Origin of the sequence: Nocardia pseudovaccinii, assembly GCF_050942345.1 — a bacterium.
In the GTDB taxonomy this organism is placed as follows: Bacteria; Actinomycetota; Actinomycetes; order Mycobacteriales; family Mycobacteriaceae; genus Nocardia; species Nocardia pseudovaccinii.
Window position 1 is genome coordinate 43,458 of the sequence record NZ_CP192074.1, and the last position, 25,174, is coordinate 68,631.

Annotated in this window: 16 protein-coding genes; 7 read left to right on the forward strand and 9 right to left on the reverse strand. The window is 66.9% G+C overall.

All coding sequences use genetic code 11. The features are described 5' to 3' along the window. The first annotated feature begins 189 nt into the window (after positions 1 to 189). Positions 190 to 1,605, forward strand: coding sequence for a hypothetical protein (locus ACQPZ2_RS00220; protein ID WP_433523744.1), 1,416 nt, complete (start codon positions 190 to 192; stop codon positions 1,603 to 1,605). On the opposite strand, the gene ACQPZ2_RS00225 is transcribed toward ACQPZ2_RS00220, so the two are convergent. Continuing rightward, the gene (locus tag ACQPZ2_RS00225; RefSeq protein ID WP_433523745.1) at positions 1,598 to 2,230 is read right to left on the reverse strand and encodes a TetR/AcrR family transcriptional regulator; all 633 of its coding nucleotides are present in this window, start codon (positions 2,228 to 2,230) and stop codon (positions 1,598 to 1,600) included. The two genes, ACQPZ2_RS00220 and ACQPZ2_RS00225, sit on opposite strands and share 8 nt — an antisense overlap. Positions 2,231 to 2,319: 89 nt before the next feature. On the opposite strand from ACQPZ2_RS00225, the gene ACQPZ2_RS00230 reads away from it, so the two are divergent. Then, the gene (locus ACQPZ2_RS00230) at positions 2,320 to 4,485 is read left to right on the forward strand and encodes an MMPL family transporter (RefSeq protein ID WP_433523746.1); all 2,166 of its coding nucleotides are present in this window, start codon (positions 2,320 to 2,322) and stop codon (positions 4,483 to 4,485) included. Positions 4,486 to 5,210: 725 nt separating this feature from the next. Here ACQPZ2_RS00230 and ACQPZ2_RS00235 read toward each other — a convergent pair. Then, positions 5,211 to 6,242, reverse strand: coding sequence for a stage II sporulation protein M (locus ACQPZ2_RS00235; RefSeq protein ID WP_433523747.1), 1,032 nt, complete (start codon positions 6,240 to 6,242; stop codon positions 5,211 to 5,213). A gap of 41 nt (positions 6,243 to 6,283) precedes the next feature. Between ACQPZ2_RS00235 and ACQPZ2_RS00240 the strand changes: the two genes are divergently transcribed. Next, positions 6,284 to 7,090: an RDD family protein gene (locus tag ACQPZ2_RS00240; protein ID WP_433523748.1), complete on the forward strand. Its 807-nt coding sequence runs from the start codon at positions 6,284 to 6,286 to the stop codon at positions 7,088 to 7,090. A gap of 304 nt (positions 7,091 to 7,394) precedes the next feature. Here ACQPZ2_RS00240 and ACQPZ2_RS00245 read toward each other — a convergent pair whose 3' ends face one another. From ACQPZ2_RS00245 to ACQPZ2_RS00265, 5 genes are all read right to left on the reverse strand, one after another. Next, complete coding sequence (locus tag ACQPZ2_RS00245; protein WP_433523749.1) at positions 7,395 to 8,690, reverse strand: DUF58 domain-containing protein; 1,296 nt, start codon at positions 8,688 to 8,690, stop codon at positions 7,395 to 7,397. Positions 8,691 to 8,693: 3 nt separating this feature from the next. Continuing rightward, a complete protein-coding gene (locus ACQPZ2_RS00250; protein ID WP_040685688.1) occupies positions 8,694 to 9,677 on the reverse strand; it encodes an AAA family ATPase in 984 nt (327 codons plus the stop codon). After that, a complete protein-coding gene (locus tag ACQPZ2_RS00255; RefSeq protein ID WP_433523750.1) occupies positions 9,674 to 10,705 on the reverse strand; it encodes a DUF4129 domain-containing protein in 1,032 nt (343 codons plus the stop codon). The genes ACQPZ2_RS00250 and ACQPZ2_RS00255 overlap by 4 nt, the downstream gene beginning before the upstream one ends. Next, positions 10,702 to 11,523 (reverse strand): hypothetical protein, encoded by an 822-nt coding sequence (locus ACQPZ2_RS00260; protein ID WP_433523751.1) that lies wholly within the window; start codon positions 11,521 to 11,523, stop codon positions 10,702 to 10,704. Before ACQPZ2_RS00260 ends, ACQPZ2_RS00255 begins: the two co-directional genes overlap by 4 nt. A gap of 114 nt (positions 11,524 to 11,637) precedes the next feature. After that, complete coding sequence (locus ACQPZ2_RS00265) at positions 11,638 to 12,183, reverse strand: TetR/AcrR family transcriptional regulator (RefSeq protein WP_433523752.1); 546 nt, start codon at positions 12,181 to 12,183, stop codon at positions 11,638 to 11,640. Between the two features lie 70 nt (positions 12,184 to 12,253). On the opposite strand from ACQPZ2_RS00265, the gene ACQPZ2_RS00270 reads away from it, so the two are divergent. Next, entirely contained in the window at positions 12,254 to 13,798 is a 1,545-nt protein-coding gene (locus tag ACQPZ2_RS00270; protein WP_433523753.1) for an MFS transporter, read from the forward strand. A gap of 70 nt (positions 13,799 to 13,868) precedes the next feature. Here ACQPZ2_RS00270 and ACQPZ2_RS00275 read toward each other — a convergent pair whose 3' ends face one another. Next, the gene (locus ACQPZ2_RS00275; protein WP_433523754.1) at positions 13,869 to 15,434 is read right to left on the reverse strand and encodes an adenylate/guanylate cyclase domain-containing protein; all 1,566 of its coding nucleotides are present in this window, start codon (positions 15,432 to 15,434) and stop codon (positions 13,869 to 13,871) included. A gap of 59 nt (positions 15,435 to 15,493) precedes the next feature. Further along, positions 15,494 to 17,263, reverse strand: coding sequence for a DUF4407 domain-containing protein (locus tag ACQPZ2_RS00280; RefSeq protein ID WP_433523755.1), 1,770 nt, complete (start codon positions 17,261 to 17,263; stop codon positions 15,494 to 15,496). Positions 17,264 to 17,556: 293 nt separating this feature from the next. Here ACQPZ2_RS00280 and aroQ point away from each other — a divergent pair, with 293 nt between their 5' ends. The 3 genes from aroQ (at position 17,557) to ACQPZ2_RS00295 (ending at position 24,992) form a co-directional block, all read left to right on the forward strand. Further along, positions 17,557 to 18,111 (forward strand): gamma subclass chorismate mutase AroQ, encoded by a 555-nt coding sequence (gene aroQ / locus ACQPZ2_RS00285; protein ID WP_433523756.1) that lies wholly within the window; start codon positions 17,557 to 17,559, stop codon positions 18,109 to 18,111. A gap of 766 nt (positions 18,112 to 18,877) precedes the next feature. Next, the gene (gene gltB / locus ACQPZ2_RS00290) at positions 18,878 to 23,530 is read left to right on the forward strand and encodes a glutamate synthase large subunit (protein ID WP_433523757.1); all 4,653 of its coding nucleotides are present in this window, start codon (positions 18,878 to 18,880) and stop codon (positions 23,528 to 23,530) included. Continuing rightward, the gene (locus ACQPZ2_RS00295; RefSeq protein WP_433523758.1) at positions 23,523 to 24,992 is read left to right on the forward strand and encodes a glutamate synthase subunit beta; all 1,470 of its coding nucleotides are present in this window, start codon (positions 23,523 to 23,525) and stop codon (positions 24,990 to 24,992) included. Before gltB ends, ACQPZ2_RS00295 begins: the two co-directional genes overlap by 8 nt. Positions 24,993 to 25,174 lie beyond the last annotated feature (182 nt).

Sequence of the window (25,174 nt, forward strand, 5' to 3'; positions counted from 1 at the left end):
TATCGACCGACATTCCGAATCGGACACGGCAAGACATGCCAGATGGACCACTGATTTCGTATGAACATGGGTAACTCGTCGGGTACGTCCAGAACTCGACTCACACGTGACCGCCGGTCCGCGACGGCACCGGCGTGGCTCTCGGCGATCGGCAAAAGGCGCGGGGAGGCGGGGGAGCGAGCTGACCTGATGCGATCACCGCTGGTACTCCTTGCCGCCGCCGTCTTGGCGCTCGCGCCGATCGGTACTGCCGAGGCGGCGGGATCGTGGGGTCCGCTGGCGCCGCCGAATCCGTACCTCGGGCCGCTCGGCACCGCGACCATGCACGGTGATGCCGGATCGTCGGATGCGACGCCGCTGGCCGGGCCTGGCACCGGCGGGATTTCGGTGGCCGGGTATCCATTGGCTTCGGCATGTCCGACGCTGCTGCAAGGGTCGGACAATCTGGTCGTCGCGCTGTGCACACCCGTGATCGGCCAGACTCCGACCATCCATCTGCTCGATGCGTCCTTCGCCGGTCCGGTGGGCACGCCGCTGGCTTCGCTCGAGATCGCCAAGGGCAGCCTGCTCGGCGGTGTGTATGCCTATCTCGACAATGCCGACCGCCTGGTCATCGTGGACGGTAACCGCACTCTGCTCCGCGTCGGCCACTCGCGTGACGCGGCGGGCCAATGGCGGCTGTCGATCGATTCGTCCACCGATCTCGGCTCGGTAATTCCGGTGGGCGACAACGTGACCGGGCTGGTGCCCGACTGGTCCGGCAATGTCTGGTTCGCCACCGGCAAGAGTCTCGTCGGTCTGGTGACGCCCACGGGTGCGGCGGCCACCGTTGCGCTGCCCGCGGGTGAGTCGGTGGCCAACAGCATTTCGTCGGCACCGAGCGGTCGGGTCGCGGTCGCCACCACGCACGCGCTGTACGAGTTGCGCGCCGACGCCACCGGGCGACCGGAGGTGCTGTGGCGCGCGGCCTACGATCGCGGATCGGCGCGCAAGCCCGGCCAACTCAGCTGGGGTACCGGCTCCACCCCGACCTACTTCGGGCCCACCTCCGGCGCGGAATATCTGACCATCGTCGACAATGCCGACGGACAGGTCAACGCACTTGTTTTCCGTTCCGGCACCGGACAATTGGTGTGCTCGCAACCGGTGCTCACCCGTGGCGGTGCGGGCAGCGAGAACTCGCCGATCGGCATCGGCCGGTCGCTGTTCGTCGCCAGCACCTACGGCTACCCGTACCCCACGGTCCCCGAGGGCGCGGGCCAGGCCGTTCCGGCCTCCGCGCCGTTCGTCGGTGGGATGACCAGGGTCGATGTCGACGACACCGGCTGCCATACGGTGTGGGAGAACACCGTTCGCAGCGCGGCCGTTCCGCATCTGTCCACCGCCGACGGCGCGATCTACACCGTGACGCGCGTCGGACTCGACATCACCACCCCGCTCGACGGCTATGCGTTCACCGTCGTGAATCCCGATACCGGCGCGGTGATTTCGCATAGGCCGCTGGCCGGAACCATCGTCGACGACCCGCTGCAGACCTCGCCGCTGATCACGCACGACCGCAAGATCCTGCAGGGCACGATCACTGGAATCCTGCGCGTCAGCTGAAGTCGGGGGCATTCGGTCCGGTGGCCAAACCCCGTTCGACCACCGTGAGGGCCCGGTGAATCGCGCTATCCCTGGCCGCGTCGTCGAGGTCGTCGAGTACGCCGTCGATGATCAGCGAGGCCATACCGTGCACCGTTGACCAGGCGGCGTATTCGGCGTCCGGTCGGTCCGCCGGGGCGAGGAAGCCGACGTCGACGAGTTCGTCCAGGAGTCCGGCCAGCAGATCGAAGGCGGGCGAAGGCATCTGATCGCCGCAGAACGCGGTGCGGAACAGGCCTGGTTCGCGCAGCGCGAAGGTGATGTAGCCCCGGCCCACCGCGCCCAGTCGGGTGATCGCGTCCGCGGGCGGCGCCAAGCTCGCCATCGTCTCGGCCATTGCGCCGAACAGGGTGTGCTGAGCCTGTTCCTGTGCCGCGTTCAGCAACTCCTCGTGATTGGTGAAGTGCCGATAGGCCGCGGTCGGCGTGACGCCGACATGCCGGGCGGCCGCGCGCACGGTCACCGCCTCCGGCCCGCCGGTTTCGGCGAGTTCGGCGGCGGCGCGCACCAGGGCATTGCGCAGGTCGCCGTGGTGATACGGGCCGTCGCGGGTGGCGCGCTTCGCTGCTGTTTCCGAATCTGTCATCGCATCGATGTTGACACCCGCACACATGGCGTGGCAAGTTAACACCCATAAAGTTTACGCATGACAACATGCCCGATCGGAGACCCGATATGTTCGAAACACTCGGCAGATTCGTTGTCCACCGCGCCCGCTGGATCCTGGTCGTCGGCGTGCTCGCCCTCATTGCGGGTGGTGTGGTCGGCGCGACGGCCTTCAGCAAGATGCAGCCCGGCGGCCAGCAGGATCCCAATGCCCAATCCAGTGCCGCGTTGAACCGATCGGCCGACAAATTCGGCGCCGACACCGACTACGTCTTCCTGATCGAGGCGAAACAGGGAACGGTCGACGACACCGCGGTCGCCACCATCGGCCGCGATCTGGCTCGGCGGCTCGCGGCCGACCAGCGCCTGACCAATGTCGTCTCGTACTGGGATACCGGATCACCGGCCATGCGCTCAGCGGACGGCACCGAGGCCGTCGTCCTGGCGGGCAACGTCGACAAAGACGCCACCGAAAAGGAGAAGTCCGCCGCCTCGATCGTCGAGACCTACCGCGCCGACGGTCCGGTCGCGCAGATCAAGGTCGGCGGCGGCACCGCGATCTTCCACTCGATCACCAAGCAGATCGGCAAGGATCTCGGCCTCGCGGAAGCCGTTGCGGTGCCGCTGATTCTGGCGCTGCTGGTGCTGGCCTTCGGCAATGTGGTCGCCGCGCTGCTCACCCTGGTGGTCGGCGGGATCGCCATTCTCGGCACCTTCACCGAACTCTCGATCCTCGGTTCCGTCACCGATGTGTCGATCTACGCGGTGAATCTGACCACCGGACTCGGACTCGGGCTCGCGGTGGATTACGGCCTGCTGATGGTCAGCCGCTTCCGTGAACGCCGCGCGGCCGGAGCCGAACCCGACGATGCGGTGATCGCTGCCGTATCGACGGCCGGACGCACCATCGCCTTCAGTGCGGCCACCGTCGTGGCGGCCCTGTCCGCGCTGGTGATCTTCCCGCAGTACTTCCTGCGGTCCTTCGCCTACGGCGGCATCGGCGTGGTCGCCATCTCCGCCATTGCCGCGGTGGTCGTATTGCCCGCGCTGCTCGCGGTGCTCGGCGTGCGGACCGATGCCTGGCGGGTGCCCGGTGTCCGTGGAATCCGTGGTGACGCAACGCCGTTCTGGGCTGGAGTGGCCGGATTCGCGATGCGTCGGCCGCTACTGGCGGGTGTGCCGGTGGTGGCGGTGCTGCTGCTCGCCGCCGCGCCGCTGTTGCACGTCCAGTTCGGTACGCCCGACGATCGGGTGCTGCCGACCAGTACCGAGGTGCGCCAGGTCGGTGACGCGATGCGGGACGACTTCGGCGGCGGCGATGTCAACGCGCTGTCGGTGATCACCGAAACGGGTGTTGCCGCAGCGCCGCTCGCGGATTACGCGCGCACCCTGTCCAGGGTCGAGCATGTTACCCAGGTCGATTCGAGTGCGGGCACGTTCGTCCACGGCGAGCTGACGGCGAGCACACCCGCCGATGCCAGGTTCGCCCGCCCGGACGCGCAGCGCCTGACCGTACTCACCGATCTGGACCGCAATTCGTCCGCCGCCCGCGATCTGGTCGATCGCGTGCGTGATGTGCCCGGTCCGGCCGGTGCCAATGCGCTGGTCGGCGGACAGGTGGCCGAACTGCGCGACAGCCTCGCCTCGATCGGCGCGAAACTGCCGATCGCCATCGGGTGGATCGTCGTGACGACCTTCGTGCTGCTGTTCCTGTTCACCGGCAGCATCGTGCAGCCGCTGCGCGCACTGCTGTCGAATGTGCTGAGTCTGGCCGCCACGCTCGGGCTGATGGTGTTCGTCTTCCAGCAGGGGCACCTGTCCGGACTGATCGGATTCACCCCTGCGCCGCTGGATGTTTCGATGTTGCTGCTGCTGTTCTGCATCACCTTCGGACTGTCGATGGACTACGAGGTCTTCGTGATCAGCCGGATCAAGGAACTGCACGATCGCGGTGCGTCCACGAAGGAAGCGGTTGTCGAGGGACTGGCCCGCACCGGACGCTTGGTGACCACCGCGGCGGCGCTGATTTCGATCAGCTTCCTGGCCTTCACCAGCAGTGACGTCCGGTTCATCCAGTTCTTCGGACTCGGCGCCGGGTTGGCGATCCTGATCGACGCGACACTGGTGCGCGGCGTGCTGGTGCCGGTCGCGATGCGACTGCTCGGCCGGGCGGCTTGGTACGCGCCGAAGCCGTTGCGTTTGGCGTACGGGCGGCTCGGTCTGGCCGAAGCCTGAGACGTACGTCACGCGGCCCCGCATGCGTAGTGCGGGGCCGCGTTTCGGCTGTCGCACTGTCGTTTTCGCCCGATCCGGCCAGGTCGAGCGAGGAAGGTGGCAGAGATCACAGAGTCGGTTATGGTTGCGGCCGTGGTGCTGACCGTGGTCCGATTCGGTACCCCATCGACTGCGTTTGCGCACCTGGTTAATCATGATCTTGACCGGATGTAAGTCCACCCCGGTGGGTTACGGCTAGGTGTAGATCACGTTTATAACGCAGTAAACCAACCTGAAGTTTCTTTTACCTCATCCAACTCTCAGCAACACCAATTATGAGACGGTGAATGCGCAGGTCCGAATGGCATTTTGTAACCATTGAGGACTCTATGTTAACAATGCAGCTAATCGCTCGAAGAATGTTTGTCGACCACCTGTGGTTTCTGGATCGTGATCTGGGATCGCGCGCCGAAGGTCGGTTCCGAGGTCTGGTTTCGGCCGCCGAATGACCGCCGAAAGTTTGCTGGACTACGGAAAAACGATGTGCCCACATGGGTTTGCTGGGGTGCTGCTTTATACGCCTGACCTCGGCGGGGAGGGTTGCGTCGGGATAACGATTGTGTAGAGTTGACGGTAACGCTGGCCGCAGCTGAGCTGGACTCGCTGCGGCCAGCGGAACTCAATTGGGGGACTTCGAATCTCGGTCGTTACGTAGCGTTGCTACCGATTGCCCGGACCCATTCTACTCACCGTGTGCTCGGCGTTGTCTGCCACCGTTTCGCGGAATCCTCTTCAGCGCCACCGAATCCCAGTGTCGCGGCGGCTCGTGCGTCCTGTTCGAGTGCGGCCCGGCGACCCACTACGAAGACGTAGCCGAGAAACAGTGCCTCCGCGATGAATCCGATGCCGACCTTCACCGGCACGGGCAGCGAACTCGGTGTCACGAAACCTTCCAGCAGCCCGCAGACCAGCAGCACCGCGACCAGACCGAGCGCGACCGTCGCGGTGGCCCGGCCCTGGCGCGCGACCGCCTCCAGCCGACTCGACCTTCCCGGATCGATCAGCGTCCAGCCCAGCTTCAGGCCGACCCCGCCCGCCACGAAGATCGCGGTCAGCTCGAGCGTGCCGTGCGGGAGGATGAATCCGAAGAACGAATCGAGCCGACCGGCATCGGCCATCAGCCCGCCGGTCACCGCCGTATTGAGCGCGTTTCCGAACAGCAGGTACACCGCGGGCAGGATCAGCACCCCGGTGAACAACACCATCGCCGTCACCCATGCGTTATTGGTCCACACCTGCGCGGCGAACGCGTCGTGCGGATGTTCGGAGTAGTAGGTCTCGAATTCGCCGCCGGGTGCGGTGAGCCAGTCGTTGTGATCGGAGATGCCGAACAGATCGCGCGCCGAACCGGAACCGGCGATCCAGACGGCCAGACCGGTGGAGATGATGATGAAGACCGCCGCCACCGCGACCCACCACGGCCACGCCCGATACAGCGTCGCGGGGAAGCGGTGCGTGAAGAACCGGCCGACCTGGCTCCATGCGTCGCCCTTGGTGCCCAGCACCCGGCCGCGCGCCTTGGTCAGCAGTGCGCTGAGTCCGGCGATGAGTTCCGGATCCGGACTGTGCGATTGCAGCCGCGCCAGCTGCTGCGAGGTGCGCCGGTACAACGCGACGAGTTCGTCGGCCTCCGCGCCGCTGAGCTTGCGCCGCCCGGCCAGATAGGCCAGCCGATCCCATGCCCCCCGCTGTGCGTAGCTGTACGCATCTACGTCCATTGGTTGCCTCCCATACCGCCGGTCGGAAGAATGCTATCGACATGGCTGAATTCACCACCGGCGAAGCGGTCGCACTCGAGCTGCCGATCGCCCGGATCCCGACCAGGGCCACCGCGTTCCTCTTGGACGTGCTGGTGCAATTCATGCTGGGCAGCATGCTGATGCTCGGCCTGAGCGTGGCGCTGCTCTACTTCGGCGCCGACTCCGCGTGGTACAGCGCGGCGGCGATCACCACGATCGTCGGGACGCTGGTCGGCTATCCGGTGGTCTGCGAAACCCTCATGCGCGGCCGGACCGTCGGCAAGCTCGCGCTCGGGCTGCGGGTGGTGCGCGGTGACGGCGGGCCGATCGATTTCCGCCACGCCCTGACCCGCGGTCTGGCGGGTGTGATCGTCGACTTCTGGATGTTGGGCGCATTCGGTGCGGTCGGAGTGATCACTTCGATGTGTTCGCCGAATGCGCGCCGGGTCGGCGATGTGCTCGCGGGCACCGTTGTCGTGCACAGCCAGCGCCGCGTGCCCTTCCCGCTCCTGGCCGTCGCACCGCCGTGGCTGGTCGCCTGGTCCGGACAGTTGGACCTGTCCGGCATCACCGAGGATCTCGCACTCGCGGTACGCCAGTACTTGTCCCGCATCAACACCCTGAGCCCCGCCGCACAGGCGAACCTCGGCCACACCCTGCTCCTCGCCGTCTGTGACCGCCTGCAGATCCCGGTACCTGCCGGGTATCCGCCCGTACAGATCCTCGGCGCGGTGATCGCCGAGCGCCAACGCCGCACGCTCGCGCCGATCATCACGCCGATGGTGATGGCAGGTCCGCGCCCGATGCCGATCGCCCGCGCGAGCTGAGTCTCCACCTGCAACACGGTCATTCGGCGGTGACCCGAGCTGGGCTGCACGACCGCCGCGCTGGGGGAACGTTGACTCGCTGGCGGTTGAGGAGCGTGTTCGTGGCTTCTATGGTCGGCGCTGCACCCTGGCTTGTAGTCGGGCTGGTTCTGATTGCCCGTCTGTGGGCAGGGTTCGTGGGATCGTTCGCTCGCCGAGGAATTGCTCGCCCCGGAGCGGGAGCTCGCAATCCGGATAATGCAGTGTTCCCGGATCGACATCGATGCCGAGGCGACTTCGTGTCCGCGGCCGAGCGATCGTGGAGTCACATGGTGCCGGACTGCTTCAGCTCCAGGTATTCGTCGGCAAGGGCTTCGGGGAGGCGCTCCGGGGAGGCCGCGACTACATCAATGCCCATGCGGCGCAGGGATTCCTGGACCAGGGCGCGTTCGGCGATCAGGGATTCGGCGGCGGCAGCGGGGTAGAGGTCGGCGAGGGTGTCGCGTTTGGTGGCGGCCGCGGCGACGTCGGGATCGGTGACCGAGACGATCAGGACGCGGTGGCGTTGGGCCAGAGTCGGCAGGACCGGTAGCAGATTCTCTTCGACGGCCGCCCCGTCCAGACTGGTGAACCAGACGACCAGACTGCGGCGGCGGGCGCGTTGGATGGCAGCGCGGACCAGGCCCGCGCTGTCGGTGTCGACCAGTGCGGGGGTGACGCCCGCCATGGCGTGCATGAGTTTCAGTTGCAGGCGGCGACCGCCCACACCACGGACCTCGGTGCGGACCCGCCGGTCGTAGGCGAGCAGATCCACCGAATCGCCTGCGGCCGCGGCCAATCCGCCGAGCAGGAGGGCGGCCTCGATACTCGCGTCCAGCCGGGTACCGGTGCCGACGCGGCCCGCGCTGATGCGGCCGGTGTCGAGCACCATCAGCATGTGCCGGTTGCGTTCCGGACGCCAGGTGCGCACCAGCACATCGGTGGCGCGGGCGGTCGCGCGCCAATCGATGGCCCGCACATCGTCACCGGCGACATACTCACGGAAGGAATCGAATTCGGTGCCCTGACCGCGCATATTCGCGACATTGCGGCCCTCGAGATGTTGCAGCCGTTTGACTTTCGAGCGCAGCAGCCGTTCGCTGCGGAATTCCGGCAGCGCCCGGACCCGCGCGGGCACAGTGTGGCGACTCTGCCATCCGGCCATACCGAGCAGGCCGAACAATCGCACCGTCACCGGACCGGCGACTCGATCGCCGCGGTAAGTCGGTGTCAAAGCGGTTTGTACTCGCATGCGGGTGTTGGGCGGCAGATCCAGTCGGTGCGTGCGGGTTTCAGCGCGAGCGCTGCCGGGCCAGTCGTCCCACAGCCGTCCGCGCACGGTCCTGGTTCCGTTGTTCACCACGCCGAGTTCCACCTCGGCGCTGCGCCCGAGCCGGATCACGGTCAACGACTCCCTGGTCAGCGTGAGGTCGCGTGCTCGCGCCACCGTGCCGAGGTCGAAAAGTACAAGGGCGGCGAGCACACTCGTCATGAGGACGACACCGAGCCACGACGGCATGACGAAGCAGACGAACAGCGCGAGCACCGCCGCCGTCAGGGCGAGCCGACCGGTAACGACCACGCGCTACACCGGAACCGGAACCGAAAGCAGCAGTGACGACATGACGCCCTCGGTCGTCACACCGTCCAACTCCGCCTCGGGCCGCAGATGCAGCCGATGCCGAAGTACCGCGACCGCAACCGATTTCACATCGTCCGGCGTCACGAACCCGCGCCCGTTCAGCCATGCGAACGCGCGCGAGGCCGCCATCAGCGCGGTCGCGCCGCGGGTGGACGCACCGTGCTGGACCGCCGGGGAATTGCGGGTTGCCCGGCAGATATCCACCGTGTAGGCGAGCACTTCCGGACTGATGGTGACCCGGGTGATCGCCGCCCGCGCCGCGGCGATATGCGCCGGTCCCGCGACCGGACGCAGACCGGCGGCGGTCAGATCGCGCGGATCGAAGCCGCCCGCGTGCCGCTGCAGAATGCGGAATTCGTCGTCGCGCCCGGGCAATTGGATATCGACTTTGAACAGGAACCGGTCCAGTTGCGCCTCCGGCAGCGGATAGGTGCCCTCCTGTTCGATCGGATTCTGGGTGGCGACCACGACGAACGGGTCCGGCAGCGGCTGCGGCTTCCCGTCCACCGAGACCTGACGCTCCTCCATCGATTCCAGCAGCGCCGATTGGGTTTTCGGTGGCGTGCGGTTGATCTCGTCGGCGAGTAGCAGATTGGTGAAGACCGGACCGTGCCGGAAGGTGAATTCGGTGGTGTGCGGATCGTAGATCTGCGAACCGGTCACATCGCCCGGCATCAGGTCCGGGGTGAACTGGACCCTGGCATGTTCCAGATCCAGGGCCGTAGCGAGCGCACGGACCAGCAGCGTCTTCGCCACGCCGGGAACGCCTTCCAGCAAGACATGGCCGCGGCAGAGCAGGGCGAGCACCAGGTACATGATCGCGGTGTCGTTGCCGATCACCGCCTTGCCGATCTCGGCACGCAGTGCGGCGAATGCGGCGCCCGCCTCCTCGGCGGTCGGGGTGTGGTTGGTGTCCGTGCTGGTCATCCGACCTCCGCCTCTATCCATTCGAGTTGTGTGGCAACGAGTTGCAGGGTGCTCGCATCGGGCACCGGTCCGTACAGCGCGGCACCGACCATGGCCGGATCGGCTCTGGTACGCGCGGCGACGGTCGCGACAAGCCGGTCCGGCGTGACATCGGTGCCGACGCCGAGCATCGGGCGGATGCGGCGCAGGGTGGCGGCGCGCAGCCGGGCCGCGACATGTTCGTGGTCCTTCGACCGGCGATAGAGCGCCGCCTGGCCGCCGAGCAGCTCGTTCGCGGCCACTTCCACGGGGCGCGGTTCGCCGACCAGCGCACCGCGGCGACGCGCCCGCCACCACACCAGCACCGCCGCGGCGATGAGGAATTGCAGGCCGCCGAAGGCGACCGGTGCGGGCAGCCTGCCGAAGATGGAGTCCTGGCCCGCGCCGAAGCCGGAGTCGTCGCGGTTGTCATCCGGATGGTGTTCGGGGGGTTTGGGCGGCGGAATATCCGGCGATGTCGGCTTGTGCGGCGCGGGCGCGGCACACGAATTCAACACCGCGTACAGCAGCACGACCAGCGCGATGGCGGCCAGCAGCGCGGCCCAGAATTTCGGATTGCGCAGCAGGTCCGGCAGCGGCGGAAGTTGTCGGCGGGTCTTGGTCTTCTCGGTGATCGTCGCTTCGACCGGTTCCGGTGCGGGCGGTGGAGCGCTGCGCGAGTAGCGGTCGGCATATTCGAGGCGTCGGTACTCGTCCTCGGTGGCGCGGCGGCCGCCGTACACGACCTCGTCGAAACTGTGTGCGGCCGGGTGTAATTCGCTCGCATCCTCGAGCGGCAGCGCGGTGGTCGCGTCGTCGGCGGTTTCCCGCGCGGTCCGCGAGCGGCGGACCTCCAGCATGCCGCGCTGTTCCAGGCCGCGTAGTACCGCGCGGAAGCGCTCGCGCAGCGCGGTGTCGAAATCCCGGTGCAGTGCGGCGTTTTCGGCGGCGTCGCGGTGGGCGGCGGCGGGGCCGAGTCGTGGTGGTGGCGGTGCTGTGGGTTCTGTCATCGTTTATCCGTCCCGGGGACGCGGATGTCGAGCCCCTCGCGGCGGCATCGGCGATCCACATACGAGACCACCCGCGTCGCCGACTCGACCACCTCACCGAAGGCGATGATCAACAGCGCGGAAGTCGACAGCAGGACGATGACCTGCCAGCGATGAGTGCCGGTGAAATCCGAGAGGTACCACGGAATGCCGAGCAGCGGCACGGCAACAAGGACGACCAAGGCACGGCAGGCGAACCACAATCCGGTTATCGACGACTGCGCCCCCTGGACGAGCAGTTTCGAGCGTGCGACCGCTCCGGCGTGCGTGGTCCGTTCGACGAAGATCACCGGCACCACGACGAACCGTCCGGCCCGCAGATAGCCGAGCCAGATCAACGCGAACGGATACGTGATGATCAGCAGGCTGCCGACGATCAGCACGCCGATGCCGACCAGCGAGAACAGCACGTGGAAGGCCAACAGCGGACCTGTGACCGCACCCACCCGGCTCAGCGCCGTGCGCCAGCCGATCGGCGATCCGGCGACCGTCGCGAGTCCGAGGGCGACCGTCATCCCGCGCAGCAGGAACCGCAGCAACCAGGCGGCGGCCGCCGTCGACAGGATCGCCGCCCACGCGGTGCCCGCGTCGGAGCCGTCGGTCAGATAGGAGATCCCGCCGGTAATCGCGACGACCAGCAGTTCGGCGATGACGAGTCCGATCGCGGTCGTGCCCGCCAGCACGACGACATTCGCCTGGATCAGCGCGAACGGCTCGTCGAGCAGTTCGCGAAAGCTCAGTGGGCGGATCGGCACCGTCGTTCCAGGGGAGGTTGGCACCGGATCGTTCCCCGCCCCGACGGCACCGGCCGGCTCGGCGGCTGGTAACACGCGGCCGAGTCTAGTCGTCGGCGACCCGCCAGGCGGGGCGCAACATCCGGATGGTGCGTCTGCTCAGCGCTCGAGCAGTCGTTCCACGACTTTCCGGTATCGCGTCGGGTCGACCGGCGGGAGGCCGATCAGCGCGCGCAGATAGACGCCGTCGCCGACCAAACGGATGATGTCGGCCCGCACCGGATCGTCGATGTCCTTGTCCAGGCCCTGCGACCAGCTGTCCATCATCTCCGATAGCGCCTGCTGTACCTCGTCTGTGTCGGGGCCGGAGTTGGCGTCGATGGTGCGCATGGCGGCGACCGTCGAACGGTAGAGCGCCAATTCGAGTGCGTCGGTGGCGCTGTTCGGATTCGGGGTCTGCAGATACCACTCGGCGACGGATGAGCCCTTGGCGACGGCCGCGCCGAGTTGTTCTTCGGCGCGTTCGCTCAGTCGGCGCACCAGGCCCGCGAGCAGGGCGTCCTTGCTTTTGAAGTGGTAGAGCAGGCCGCCTTTGGAGACCCCGGCGGTCGCGGCGACATTCTCCAGGGTCACCTGGGACATGCCCTTTTCCAGCAGCAGGGTCTCGAGTGCGTCCAGGATCCGGTCGCGGGTGTTCGCTGTCACGCCGATCACTATACCGGCTGGACGGTAAGGTCAATTTACTGTACCGTCTGGACGGTAATAAGAATCAGCGATGGAAGTCGAGAAGGCGATGACCACACAGATCGAGAAGGACACCGGGTCGGTGCCGCGTGCCACGGCGCGTGATTGGGCCGGACTGGTGGTACTGGCCTTGGCCCTGCTGCTGCTCGCCGTCGACGCGACCGTGCTCGACCTCGCGGTGCCCGCGATCAGCGCGGAACTGGCGCCGACCACGCCGCAGCTGCTGTGGATCATCGACGTGTACTCGTTCGTGCTGGCCGGACTGCTCGTCGTGATGGGCAATCTGGGTGACCGGATCGGGCGGCGTAGGTTGCTGCTGATCGGCGCCGTCGGATTCGGTCTCGCTTCGGTGCTCGCCGCCTGGTCGGTCGATCCGGAGATGCTCATCGCCGCACGTGTGCTGCAGGGTGTCGCCGGTGCGACCCTGATGCCCGCGACGCTGGGTCTGATCCGGTCGATGTTCCTGGATCCGCGACAGCGCACCGTCGCCATCTCGGTCTGGGCCGCGATGGCCGGTGGCGGTGCGGCGGCCGGTCCGCTGCTCGGTGGCTGGCTGCTCGAGCATTACTGGTGGGGTTCGGTATTCCTGGTGAATCTGCCGGTCATGCTGGTGCTGCTCGCGGTTGGCCCGGTGCTGATTCTGGAATCCCGCGACCCGAAGCCCGGTCGCTTCGATCTGGCGAGCGCGGTGCTGTCCATGCTGGCCATGGTGCCGGTGGTATATGCGGTCAAGGAGTCCGCGGCGCACGGTATGAGCCTGCGCCTCTTGGTGTTCGCGGCGATCGGCGTGATCGCGGGTGTGCTGTTCGTGCGCAGGCAGCGGGGTCTCGCGCATCCGATGCTCGACCTGAAGCTGTTCGCATTGCCCAGGTTCCGCACCGCGGTGCTCACCAATCTGCTCGCGGTATTCGCACTGGCCGGCGTGCTGTTCTCCGGTTCGCAGTATCTGCAGTTGGTGCTAGGGCATTCGCCGATGCAGGCCGGACTGCTCCTGCTGCCCGGTCTCGCGGCCAGCGTATTCGCTTCGCTGGCGGCGGCGTGGTTGGTGCGGGTGCTGCGTCCCGGACAGGTGCTCGGTGGTGCGCTGGTGCTCGCCGCGGTCGGTGCGGCGCTGTTCCTGTGGCTGAGCCCGGATGCGGCGGCCAGTAAGGTGCCGTTCACTCTCGGGTTCCTGTTCATCGGGGCGGGCGTCGGTGTGGCACTGACGGTTTCGTCGGATCTGGTGGTGAGTTCGGCTCCGGCCGAGCGGGCCGGTGCGGCCGCGGCGGTTTCGGAGACCGCCTACGAGAGCGGTATCGCACTCGGGGTCGCGGTCCTCGGCAGCGTGACCATGGCGGTGTTCCGGAGTGGGCTCGACCTGTCCCAGGTACCGAGCGCACAGGTCGGTGCGGCGTCGGAATCCCTCGGCGGCGCTACCGAATTCGCTCGGCAGCTGCCGGAATCGGTGGCGGAGGGATTTCTGAGTTCGGTGCACGAAGCATTCGTCTCGGGCGTACACGCCGCGGCTATCGGCACGGCGGTGGTGCTACTGATCGCCGCGGTGGTGGCCTTCCGCTTGCGGACTGGTCGCACGTAACCGTTGTGACCTCGGTAGGTATGGCTTTCGGGACTTCGCCACCGGCGGGTGCTGATCGGTGGCGATCGTCCTACTGTGGCCTGCCGAGTTGGGTCGGTATGACGCGCCCGCGGAGGGTGACGGATTCGCCGACCTGCCAGTGCGTTGCTTCGGACGGATCGGCGGCGGCGATGGTGGATGCCGAGGTGAGCAGGCGGTTGGGGTCGGCTTTGGCGAGTTCGCAGAGTCGGGCGGCCTCGTTGACCGCATCGCCGATGACGGTGAATTCGTAGCGTTGGTGCGCGCCGACATTGCCCGCGACGACGCGGCCCGCGGCAACGCCGATGGCGGCGGTGAAGTCGGACGCTTTGGCGGTCAAGCGGTTTCGGATTGCTCTGGCACACGACAGGGCCGCGCCTGCCGCGTCGTCGAGCGGTGCCGGCGTGCCGAAGACGGCGAGTGCCGCGTCGCCCTCGAACTTGTTGAGCAGGCCGCCGCACCCTTCGACCTCGTCGACCACGATCTCGAAGAAACTGTTCAGGATGGCGACGATTTCGGTGGCGGGACGGGTGGCGGTCATGGTTGTCGAGCCGATGATGTCGATGAACAGCACGGCGGCCTCGCGCTCCACCCCGCCGAGATTCGGCTCGCGCTCGAGCGCCGCCTCCGCCACCTCGTGGCCGACATGTCTGCCGAACAGGTCTCTGATCTGTTCGCGCTCACGCAGTCCCGCCACCATGCGATTGAATCCGCTTTGCAGTTCACCCAATTCGGTGCCGTCGTATACCGTGACCGCGACATCGAGATCGCCGTCCTCCACCCGACGCAGCGCGCGCCGCACACCTCGGATGGGTGCGACCGTCGCCGAAAGCGTCTGCGCCATCAGCAATAGACCGAAGCAGAGCCCGGCCCCGCCGAGCGCCAGCACGCACACCGCCAACCGCGCCGTGCTCACGGTGTCCATGGTCAGTGCCATGATGGCGAGCACCATGGAGCCTGCGACCGGCACCGCGGAGCCGAGCGTCCAGGCTAGAATCGACCGGCCGAAGACACCGATACCGCGCCGCCGTCGTGAGGCCGCCGCCTCCAGTACCCGGGCGGTCGAGGGTCGCAGCGCGAACTCGATGATCAGATAACTATTGGCGGACACCACGATTGCGCTGATCCCGATGCCGAAGACGATTTTCGGAATCAGCGCCGGATCCGACAGTCCGTACAGCGTGGTCAGCAGCGCCATCCCGCCCAGCCAGAGCACCGCCTGGCACCCTACGAGCAGCATCGGCACCCGCGTGGCCGCGATCTGTTCCGCCTCGTTCGGCACCTGATCCGGATCGATGGCCCAGCGCAACGCACGCAGTCCGCGCGTCGTGCCCCACCACATCCCGATCAGCAGCGCCAGCACCCCGTACAGCGGTGTCGCAACGAAATTGAGCAGCACCAGCCGCCTGGTGAACACCGTCGGCCCGGGCAATACGAAGCCGATCAAGGCGATCGAGACGGTGATCCCGGTGACATTCGCGATCAACAACGGCACGGTCAACAGCAACTGCACCCGAATCCGCCGCTTCCCCGCCGACTCCGCCGCCGACCCGAGCAGCCGCGACCCCCACGGGGCAGCCCCCGCATCCGGCACGGTCCGCAAGTCACTGTCGGGCATGCGTTGCAGACTAATGCGCCGCAGCGATGTCAATGGCAGTCAGCGCTGCCGGTGACTGGTCAGTTGGCGGGCGGCAGTTCCCTCGAGCTGCGGTGGCCGGGGAGTTCGTTGCGGGGGCGGGTCGAGAGTTCGTCGTGGCGGTTGGGCTGGGGGAGGCCGTAGCCCTGGGAGGTGGGCTGGGGGAGGGCGGAGTAGTGGGGGTGCTGGGTGTAGTCCGCGTCGACGACGGTGGCTGCGACGCGGTGGGCGTGCCATGAGTCGGGGGTAGCGGGCAACTGGTAGCCGGGGTGCGGGGGCTGGGTCATGGCCGGGGCATGCGAATCCTGGGAGTCGACGGTCACCTTGCGGGTGCGGCGCAGGGTGAAGGTGATCTCCTCGACCTCTTCGAATGCCTGGCGTGCGGTGCGCAGCGGGTGGGTGGCCGTGTCGATCGCATTGGCGACGAACGCGGGTACCAGCGGTCGGATGAAGCGGGCCGCGGTATCGGAGAACGGCACGGTGCCGATCAGCGGAAGTTCCAGGCCGCCGCCCTTGGGTGCGGCGGGGGCGGCCGAGGCGGTATGCGGCACCACCGCGCCTGCGCCGCCGGTCGGTGCGAGCGCACCCGCACTCACGGTGGCCGGAAGATTGGGGGTAACCTCATGAGACACGGAGCTGTCCTCTCGGTCGCCAGCCGTTCCGGCTGGAAGTTCGCCTCGCCCCGGGTCCGTGATGCCGATTTCCAACCCGCCGATGGCGGCGATGATCCGGGTGCGTTGACGCTCCCGATCGATGGCGGTATCGGCCTCGACGGCCAGTCGGGCGGCGGTCAATTGTTGTTCGGTGCGCAGGTTTTCGGCCTCGGTCCGCACCTCGGCGCGTTTCACCGCGATCGCGGCGTCGGCGCTGCGCTCGGCGCGGTCCTGCACGGTGTGGAAGGCCAGTCGCCGATCGAGTGAGGTCTCCCCACGCCACCACCGCAGGATCAGCGGCAGCAGCGCGAGCAGGACGAAGGTGAGGATGCTCAGCACCCGCAGCAGGAATGCGCCCGCGGTACCGGTGGTGTAGTCGTTCATGGCCAGCCAGCGCGCGCCGAGGCCGCGATCGGCATCGGCGAAGGCGGCGGAACCGCCGGTGTCGAGTGCCTTCTGGTCCTTGGTGATCCGCTGATCCAGTCCGGCCACCCGATCCTGCGCCGCGGCCAACTGCTTGCGCGCGTCGTCGAGCATCGCGTTGGCGGTCTGCGATTCGGGGCCGCGACCGGGCACACCGGTGATCCTGGTCTGCGGGCATTCCGGCGTCGGGTTGTATTCGCAGCGCGCGATCACCAGCGCGTGGTCGATATCGGCCTGCGCCTTGGTAATCGCCTGGTCCAGTGCGGCGCGATCGCCCTTGGCGCGGTTCAGTTCGATCCGCGCGGTGACCACGGCAGGTGCGGAATCGACCGCACGCTGTGCCTTTTCATCCAGCAGCCGATCGATGGTGCCGCCGAACAGCACCGTCGAAGCGAGTTCCGCGACCAATACCCCGGCCAGGACCGCGACCGCGATCCGTCCGGCGAGGCCGCGGCGATCCGGACCACCGGCCGGTCGTGCGGTCGCCAGGGCACGAGCCACCGCACCCGCCAGCAGTGCGACGACGAGTGCGACGAACACGATCGCGAACAGCGGCATGGCATCGGCCGTGGCAAGTGCGACCGTGCCGACGATCCCGGCCACCGCCGCGAACAGCAGTACCACCGCGCCGCTCACGGCATAATCCGCCCGCTCATGCGGATAGTCGAGTTCGGTCCCACCCCGCTCGCGCCCGACACCTCCACCGAGCCAGGTGAACAAGCCGGTGACTGTCATGGGATCCCACATCCTCTACATCCCAAGTCAAAGTGGCGGCCCGCTAGCGACTGCTTGCAGGTCGCTCGAAACCCGCCGAAGCCGTCACTGATTCGTTGTCACAGCGTGACAGGCGCGACCGCGACACACCGAGCACGCGGCCTGGGATGTGTTCAGGCTCACAGAATTCGGTTCGACCGCCGGACCTGTGCGCCCGCTCACCCTTAATCTGGCAGGAATGACCGCACCGGAACGAGCCGACGAACGGGGTGTTGCGAGTGTTTTTCCGAGGCTCGGCAAGGGTTTTGGTGTGTGTGGCAGCGGCTCTGCTGATGGCCGCCCCCGATAGCCGTGCGCAAACACTCGATGACGATCCGGCCTTGGATCGCATCGTCGCTCTGGTGACCGAACGCCTGGATACCGCCGACGCCGTCGCCGCGGCCAAATGGGCGACCGCCGCGCAGAACGGCGGCAGGCCCTCGATCGACGATCCGGAACGCGAAGCGCAGGTATACAACGCGATGGTGCGCCTCGGCGCCGACCGCGGACTTCCGGAAAGCTGGATCTACCAGGTGTTCTTCGGACAGATCGAGGCCAACAAGATCGTCCAGCGCGGCTTGGTCACCCGCTGGCGCTTCGATCCGGCCGCGGTGCCGAGCACGCCGCCCGACCTGGCGTCGGTGCGCCCGGTGATCGACCGGGTGAATGTGGAAATCGTCGACCAACTCGCACTGCGCCGCGCCGAGCTAACCGGTCCGAACTGTGTCTTGCGCCTGGCACCTCCCGTTTTCGGGATGCTCGCCTCCGGCCGCGACGCGCTGCATCAGGCGGCGCTGGTCCGTGCCGCCGCCGCGTTGTGCGGTCCCTAGCTGGGTGTGCGGTAAGCCGCAAGTCGTCGGCACCTGGTGTCGCCCGATGTAAATGTGTTGTAAACCACTCGAATTCGATTGCTGGAAATGTGCTGAATCCCACATCGAGCAAAAGAGTCCGGACGGTCGGATCGGGTTGTGTGCTTGTCACACCCCTGTCGGAAATCTCTCATCCAGCCCGCTGGCGAGTTAGCCACCGCGGATCGGGTTTGCCCCGGCCGAAGCAGGGGAAATCCACTTCGATGCAGGTGAGCGCCGGTTCTCGGGGTGCGGGGTGCGGCGTGGTGCGGGTCCTGGGCGCCCGTTCTCGCTGGTTGGCACCCGGTGCCAAGGGGATCGATCGCACCGCGTTCGCTGCTTTACACTGGACGACGCGCACACGTGGAGGACCAATTGAAGAAGCCCAGCTAGACCCGGTTATTAGCACGACCTAAGTTGGTTGGGCCCAGGACCTGACTTATCGTTTGCTCTTAATGCCGAACACAACAATGTTCGGCAATAGCGCCCGCTCGGGCTCGGAAATCCGGTGCCCAAGCGTAGCGGGCGCGCACCCGTGCGGAGGTAAGGAACACGTAAGCGTTCCGTTACCGACGAGCACCCCTACGTCATCGCAGCGGGTGGACAACTGGAGACGTGACTGCACGAAGAAGACCATCAGCGCGGCTGGTTTCGCAACGTACAGGCGCAGTCTTGACGGAGGCAATCGACGAAAGGCCCCTTTCCCATAGGCCGATTCATCGAGGCCGACTTTCTTGAAGGCAGAGGCATGACGCAACTTCCTGGCCACAGGTCCCCCGGACCCATCGGGCTCTATGACCCGGCGAACGAGCACGACGCCTGCGGTGTCGCATTCGTCGTCGACATGTACGGCCGCCGCAGCCGCGACATCGTCGACAAGGCTATTACGGCTCTGTTGAACCTGGAGCACCGCGGTGCCGCAGGTGCCGAACCCAATAGTGGTGATGGCGCCGGCATCCTGATCCAGATTCCGGACCGGTTCTTCCGTGCCGTGGTCGATTTCGAGTTGCCGCCGGAGGGCTCCTACGCCACCGGTATCGCCTTCCTGCCGCAGGCCCGCCGCGAGGCGACCAAGGCCGCCTACGGCCTGGAGCGCATCGTCGAATCCGAGGGCCTCGCCGTGCTCGGCTGGCGCGAGGTGCCCACCGACGAGTCCACCCTGGGTGCACTGGCCCGCGACGCCATGCCGACCTTCCGCCAGATCTTCATCGGCTCGCCGAGGGGTTCGGCCGAGCAGCTGTCCGGCATTGATCTGGAGCGCCGGGCCTACGTGGTGCGCAAGCGCGTCGAGCACGAACTGGGCAAGGCCGGTGCGGGCGAGGGTGCGGTCGGCAAGGAGTCGGTGTACTTCCCGAGCCTGTCCGGTCAGACCTTCGTCTACAAGGGCATGTTCACCACTCCGCAGCTGCGCGCGTTCTACCTGGACCTGCAGGACGACCGGATGGAGTCCGCCCTCGGCATCGTGCACTCCCGGTTCTCCACCAACACCTTCCCGTCGTGGCCGCTGGCGCATCCGTTCCGCCGGGTCGCGCACAACGGTGAGATCAACACCGTCACCGGTAACGAGAACTGGATGCGGGCTCGCGAGGCACTGCTGCGTTCGGATGTCTTCGGCATCGATGAAGCGGGCAACAACCGCCTGCAGAAGATCTTCCCCGTCTGTACCCCGGGGGCGAGCGATACCGCGCGCTTCGACGAGGTGCTGGAACTGCTGCACCTCGGCGGCCGCAGCTTGCCCCACGCGGTGCTGATGATGATTCCCGAGGCCTGGGAACGTAACGAGAACATGGACCCGCAGCGGCGGGCGTTCTACCGCTACCACTCGATGCTGATGGAGCCGTGGGACGGCCCGGCATCGGTGTGCTTCTCCGACGGCACCGTGGTCGGCGCCGTGCTCGACCGCAACGGCCTGCGCCCCAGCCGCATCTGGGTCACCGATGACGGTCTGGTCGTCATGGCCTCCGAGGTCGGTGTCCTCGATATCGATCCGGCCAAGGTGGTCCAGAAGGTCCGGCTGCAGCCGGGCCGCATGTTCCTGGTCGACACCTCGCAGGGCCGCATCGTCGGCGACGAGGAGCTCAAGAGCCAGCTGGCCGCCGAACACCCGTACCAGGAATGGCTCGACGCCGGTGTGACCAAGCTGGCCGATCTGCCCGACCGCCCGCACGTGCACATGTCGCACGATCGCGTGCTGATCCGCCAGCAGATCTTCGGATACACCAATGAAGAGCTGAACCTGCTGATCTCGCCGATGGCCAAGACCGGCGGTGAGGCGCTCGGCTCGATGGGCACCGACACCCCGATCGCGGTGCTGTCCTCGCGCCCCCGGCTGCTCTTCGACTACTTCTCCCAGCTGTTCGCGCAGGTGACCAACCCGCCGCTGGACGCGATCCGCGAAGAAGTGGTGACCAGCCTGCGCCGGGCCCTCGGCCCAGAGGCCGATCTGCTGCATCCCGGCCCGGAGTCCTGCCACCAGATCACCATCCCGCAGCCGATTCTGGACAACGACGAGCTGGCCAAGCTCATCCACATCAACGACGACGGCTCGCATCCGGAGCTGCGCTCGGTGGTCGTGCACGGTCTGTACCCGGTGAAGAAGGGTGGCAAGGGCCTGCGAAAGGCGCTCGAGGCCATCAACACCCAGGTCTCGGCCGCCATCGAGGGCGGTGCGCGGATCATCGTGCTGTCCGATCGCGAGTCCAATGAGAAGCTGGCGCCGATTCCGTCGCTGCTGCTGACCTCGTCGGTGCACCACCACCTGGTGCGTGAACGCACTCGCACCATGGTCGGCGTGGTCGTCGAGGCCGGTGACGCCCGCGAGGTGCACCACATGGCCATGCTGGTCGGCTTCGGCGCGGCCGCGATCAACCCGTACATGGCCTTCGAGACCATCGAGGATCTGCTCGAGCGCGGTGGGCTCCAGATGCCGGGCAGCACCGGCGATCTGGCCGCCGATTACAGCAAGGCCGTCGCGAACTACAACAAGGCCGCGAGCAAGGGCGTACTGAAGGTGATGTCCAAGATGGGCATCTCCACCATCGCCTCCTACACCGGCGCGCAGCTGTTCCAGGTGATCGGCCTGTCGCAGGAACTGGTGGACGAGTACTTCACCGGCCTGCGTTCGCATCTGGACGGCATCGGCCTCGACGAGATCGCCGCCGATGTGGCAGCCCGGCACACCGTGGCGTTCCTGGAGAACCGCAACGAGCGCGCGCACCGCGAGCTCGAGGTCGGCGGTGAATACCAGTGGCGGCGCGAGGGTGAGTACCACCTGTTCAACCCGGACACCGTATTCAAGCTGCAGCACGCCACCCGCAGCGGTCAGTACTCGATCTTCAAGGAGTACACCAAGCTGGTCGACGATCAGTCCGAGCGGCTGGCCTCGCTGCGCGGCCTGTTCAAGTTCAGGACCGGTGAGCGCAAGCCGATTTCGATCGACGAGGTCGAACCGGCCAGCGCCATCGTCAAGCGGTTCTCCACCGGCGCGATGAGCTACGGCTCCATCTCCTCCGAGGCGCACGAGACCCTCGCGATCGCGATGAACCGCCTCGGCGGTCGCTCGAATTCCGGTGAGGGCGGCGAACATCCGGCTCGCTTCGAGGTCGAGGAGAACGGTGACTGGCGGCGTTCGGCGATCAAGCAGGTCGCCTCGGGCCGGTTCGGTGTCACCGCGCACTACCTGACCAACTGCACCGATATCCAGATCAAGATGGCGCAGGGCGCCAAGCCCGGTGAGGGCGGTCAGCTGCCCGCGCACAAGGTGTACCCGTGGGTCGCCGAGGTGCGGCACTCGACGCCGGGCGTCGGCCTGATCTCGCCGCCGCCGCATCACGACATCTACTCGATCGAGGATCTGGCGCAGCTGATCCACGACCTGAAGAACGCGAACCCGCAGGCGCGGATTCACGTGAAACTTGTTGCGGAGCCAGGTGTCGGCACGGTCGCGGCCGGTGTGTCGAAGGCGCACGCGGACGTCGTGCTGATCTCCGGCCACGACGGTGGTACCGGCGCCTCGCCGCTGACCTCGCTGAAGCATGCGGGCGGTCCCTGGGAGCTCGGCCTGGCCGAGACCCAGCAGACGTTGCTGCTCAACGGACTTCGCGACCGCATCGTCGTGCAGGTCGACGGCCAGATGAAGACCGGCCGCGACGTGATGATCGCCGCACTCCTCGGCGCCGAGGAATTCGGTTTCGCCACTGCGCCTCTGGTGGTTTCGGGCTGCATCATGATGCGGGTCTGCCACCTCGACACCTGCCCGGTCGGTGTCGCGACGCAGAACCCGGTGCTGCGCGAACGCTTCACCGGCAAGCCGGAATTCGTCGAGAACTTCATGCTGTTCATCGCCGAAGAGGTACGGGAACTGCTGGCGGAGTTGGGCTTCCGCACCCTGGACGAGGCCATCGGCCGGGTCGATATGCTCGACACCTCCCAGGCCAAGGCGCACTGGAAGGCCAGCAAGCTGGACCTGTCGCCGATCCTCGACGATGTCGAGACGGCATTCATGCGCCAGGACCGGTACCGCACCAAGACCCAGGACCACGGCCTGGACCGGGCGTTGGACGTGCAGCTGATCGCGCAGAGCGCCGATGCGCTCGAGCGCGGCCAGGCGGTGAAGTTCGAAACCAAGATCACGAACGTGAACCGCACCGTCGGCACCATGCTCGGCCACGAGGTGACCAAGCTCTACGGTGGCGCGGGCCTGCCCGACGACACCATCGACATCACCTTCACCGGTTCCGCGGGCAACAGCTTCGGCGCGTTCGTGCCCGCGGGCATCACGCTGCGGGTGCAGGGCGACGCGAACGACTATGTGGGCAAGGGTCTTTCCGGCGGCCACCTGATCGTGCGCCCGTCGCTGAACGCACCGGCCGAATTCGTCGCAGAGCAGAACATCATCGCGGGCAATGTGATCCTGTTCGGCGCCACCAGCGGCCAGGCCTTCATCAACGGTGTGGTCGGCGAGCGGTTCGCCGTGCGCAACTCCGGCGCCACCGCGGTGGTCGAGGGCGTCGGTGACCACGGCTGTGAGTACATGACCGGTGGCCGGGTGGTCATCCTCGGTGAGACCGGCCGCAACTTCGGCGCCGGTATGTCCGGTGGTGTCGCCTTCGTCTACGACCCGAACGGCACCTTCGAGGCAAAGCTCAACCCCGAGCAGGCCGACGCGGTCGAGCAGCTCGCCGGTGACGACTTCACCTGGCTGCGCGACATCGTCACCCAGCACCGCGATCAGACGGGTTCGGCTGTCGCCGAACGCATTCTGAGCGACTGGTCCCAGCAGGTGAACCACTTCGTGAAGGTTATGCCGCGCGAATACAAGAAGGTTTTGCTCGCGATTTCCGAGGCCGAGAAGAACGGTATGGACGTCGACGAGGCGATTATGGAGGCGGCACGTGGCTGACCCGCAAGGATTTCTGAAGCACACCAAACGGGAACTGCCGACGCGTCGTCCGGTTCCGCTGCGCCTGATGGACTGGAAAGAGGTCTACGAGCAGGGTTTCTCGCACCAGACCCTGCAGACCCAGGCCAGCCGGTGTATGGACTGCGGTATTCCGTTCTGTCACAACGGCTGTCCGCTGGGCAACCTCATCCCGGAGTGGAACGACCTGGTTCACAAGGGCCAGTGGCGTGAGGGCATCGACCGGCTGCACGCGACCAACAACTTCCCGGAGTTCACCGGGCGGCTGTGCCCGGCGCCGTGCGAGGCGTCCTGTGTCCTCGGCATCAACCAGGATCCGGTGACGATCAAGCAGGTCGAGGTCGAGCTCATCGAGAACGCCTTCGACGAGGGCTGGGTGACCCCGGTCTACCCGACCCGCCTCACCGGCAAGAGGGTCGCCGTGGTCGGTTCCGGCCCGGCCGGTCTGGCCGCCGCACAGCAGCTGACCAGGGCCGGTCACACCGTGACCGTCTTCGAGCGCGCCGACCGCGTCGGTGGCCTGCTGCGCTACGGCATTCCGGAATTCAAGATGGAGAAGCGCTTCATCGACCGTCGGCTCGCGCAGATGGAGGCCGAGGGCACCATCTTCAAGACCGGGGTGAACGTCGGTGTCGACATCACCGCCGCGCAGCTGCGCGAGCGGTTCGACGCGATCGTGCTGGCCGGTGGCGCCACCCTGGCGCGTGACCTGCCGATCCCGGGCCGGGATCTGGACGGCATCCACCAGGCGATGGAATTCCTGCCGTGGGCCAACCGGGTGCAGCACGGCGACGATGTCACCGACGAGAACGGCCTGCCGCCGATCCACGCCAAGGACAAGAAGGTCGTCATCATCGGTGGCGGCGACACCGGCGCGGACTGCCTGGGCACCTCGCACCGTCAGGGCGCGGCCAGCATCCACCAGTTCGAGATCATGCCGCGGCCGCCGGAGGAGCGCGCCTCCTCCACCCCGTGGCCGACCTACCCGCTCATGTACCGGGTCTCTTCGGCGCACGAGGAGGGCGGCGAACGGGTGTTCTCGGTGAACACCGAGCGTTTCGTCGGCGCGGACGGCAAGGTCACCGCGCTGGAGGCGCACGAGGTCAAGATGGTCAACGGTCGCTTCGAGAAGGTCGAAGGCACCGACTTCACCCTCGAGGCCGATCTGGTGCTGCTCGCCATGGGCTTCACCGGACCCGAGAAGCCGGGCCTGCTCGAAGGTCTCGGCGTCGGCTACGACCAGCGCGGCAATGTCCAGCGCGATAAGAACTGGTCGACCAATGTCCCCGGCGTATTCGTCGCCGGTGATATGGGCCGTGGCCAGTCGCTGATCGTCTGGGCCATCGCCGAGGGCCGCGCCGCCGCGTCTGCGGTCGACAAGTTCCTCGAGGGCGAGACCGCGCTGCCCGCGCCGATCCCGCCGACGGCAGTCGCGCAACGATAAACCTCTCTTACCGGAGCGGAAAGGGCGCCTGTGGATCTCGAATCCACAGGCGCCCTTATCGTTTGCCTTGCGAACGTATTCGATCTTGGCGCGACACGCGGAAGGTCGCTGAGCGGAACCGTTTTCGGCGGGCGCGCTGACGGGAATCGGACACGGTAACGAGTTCGAATGGCGCAGGTCGA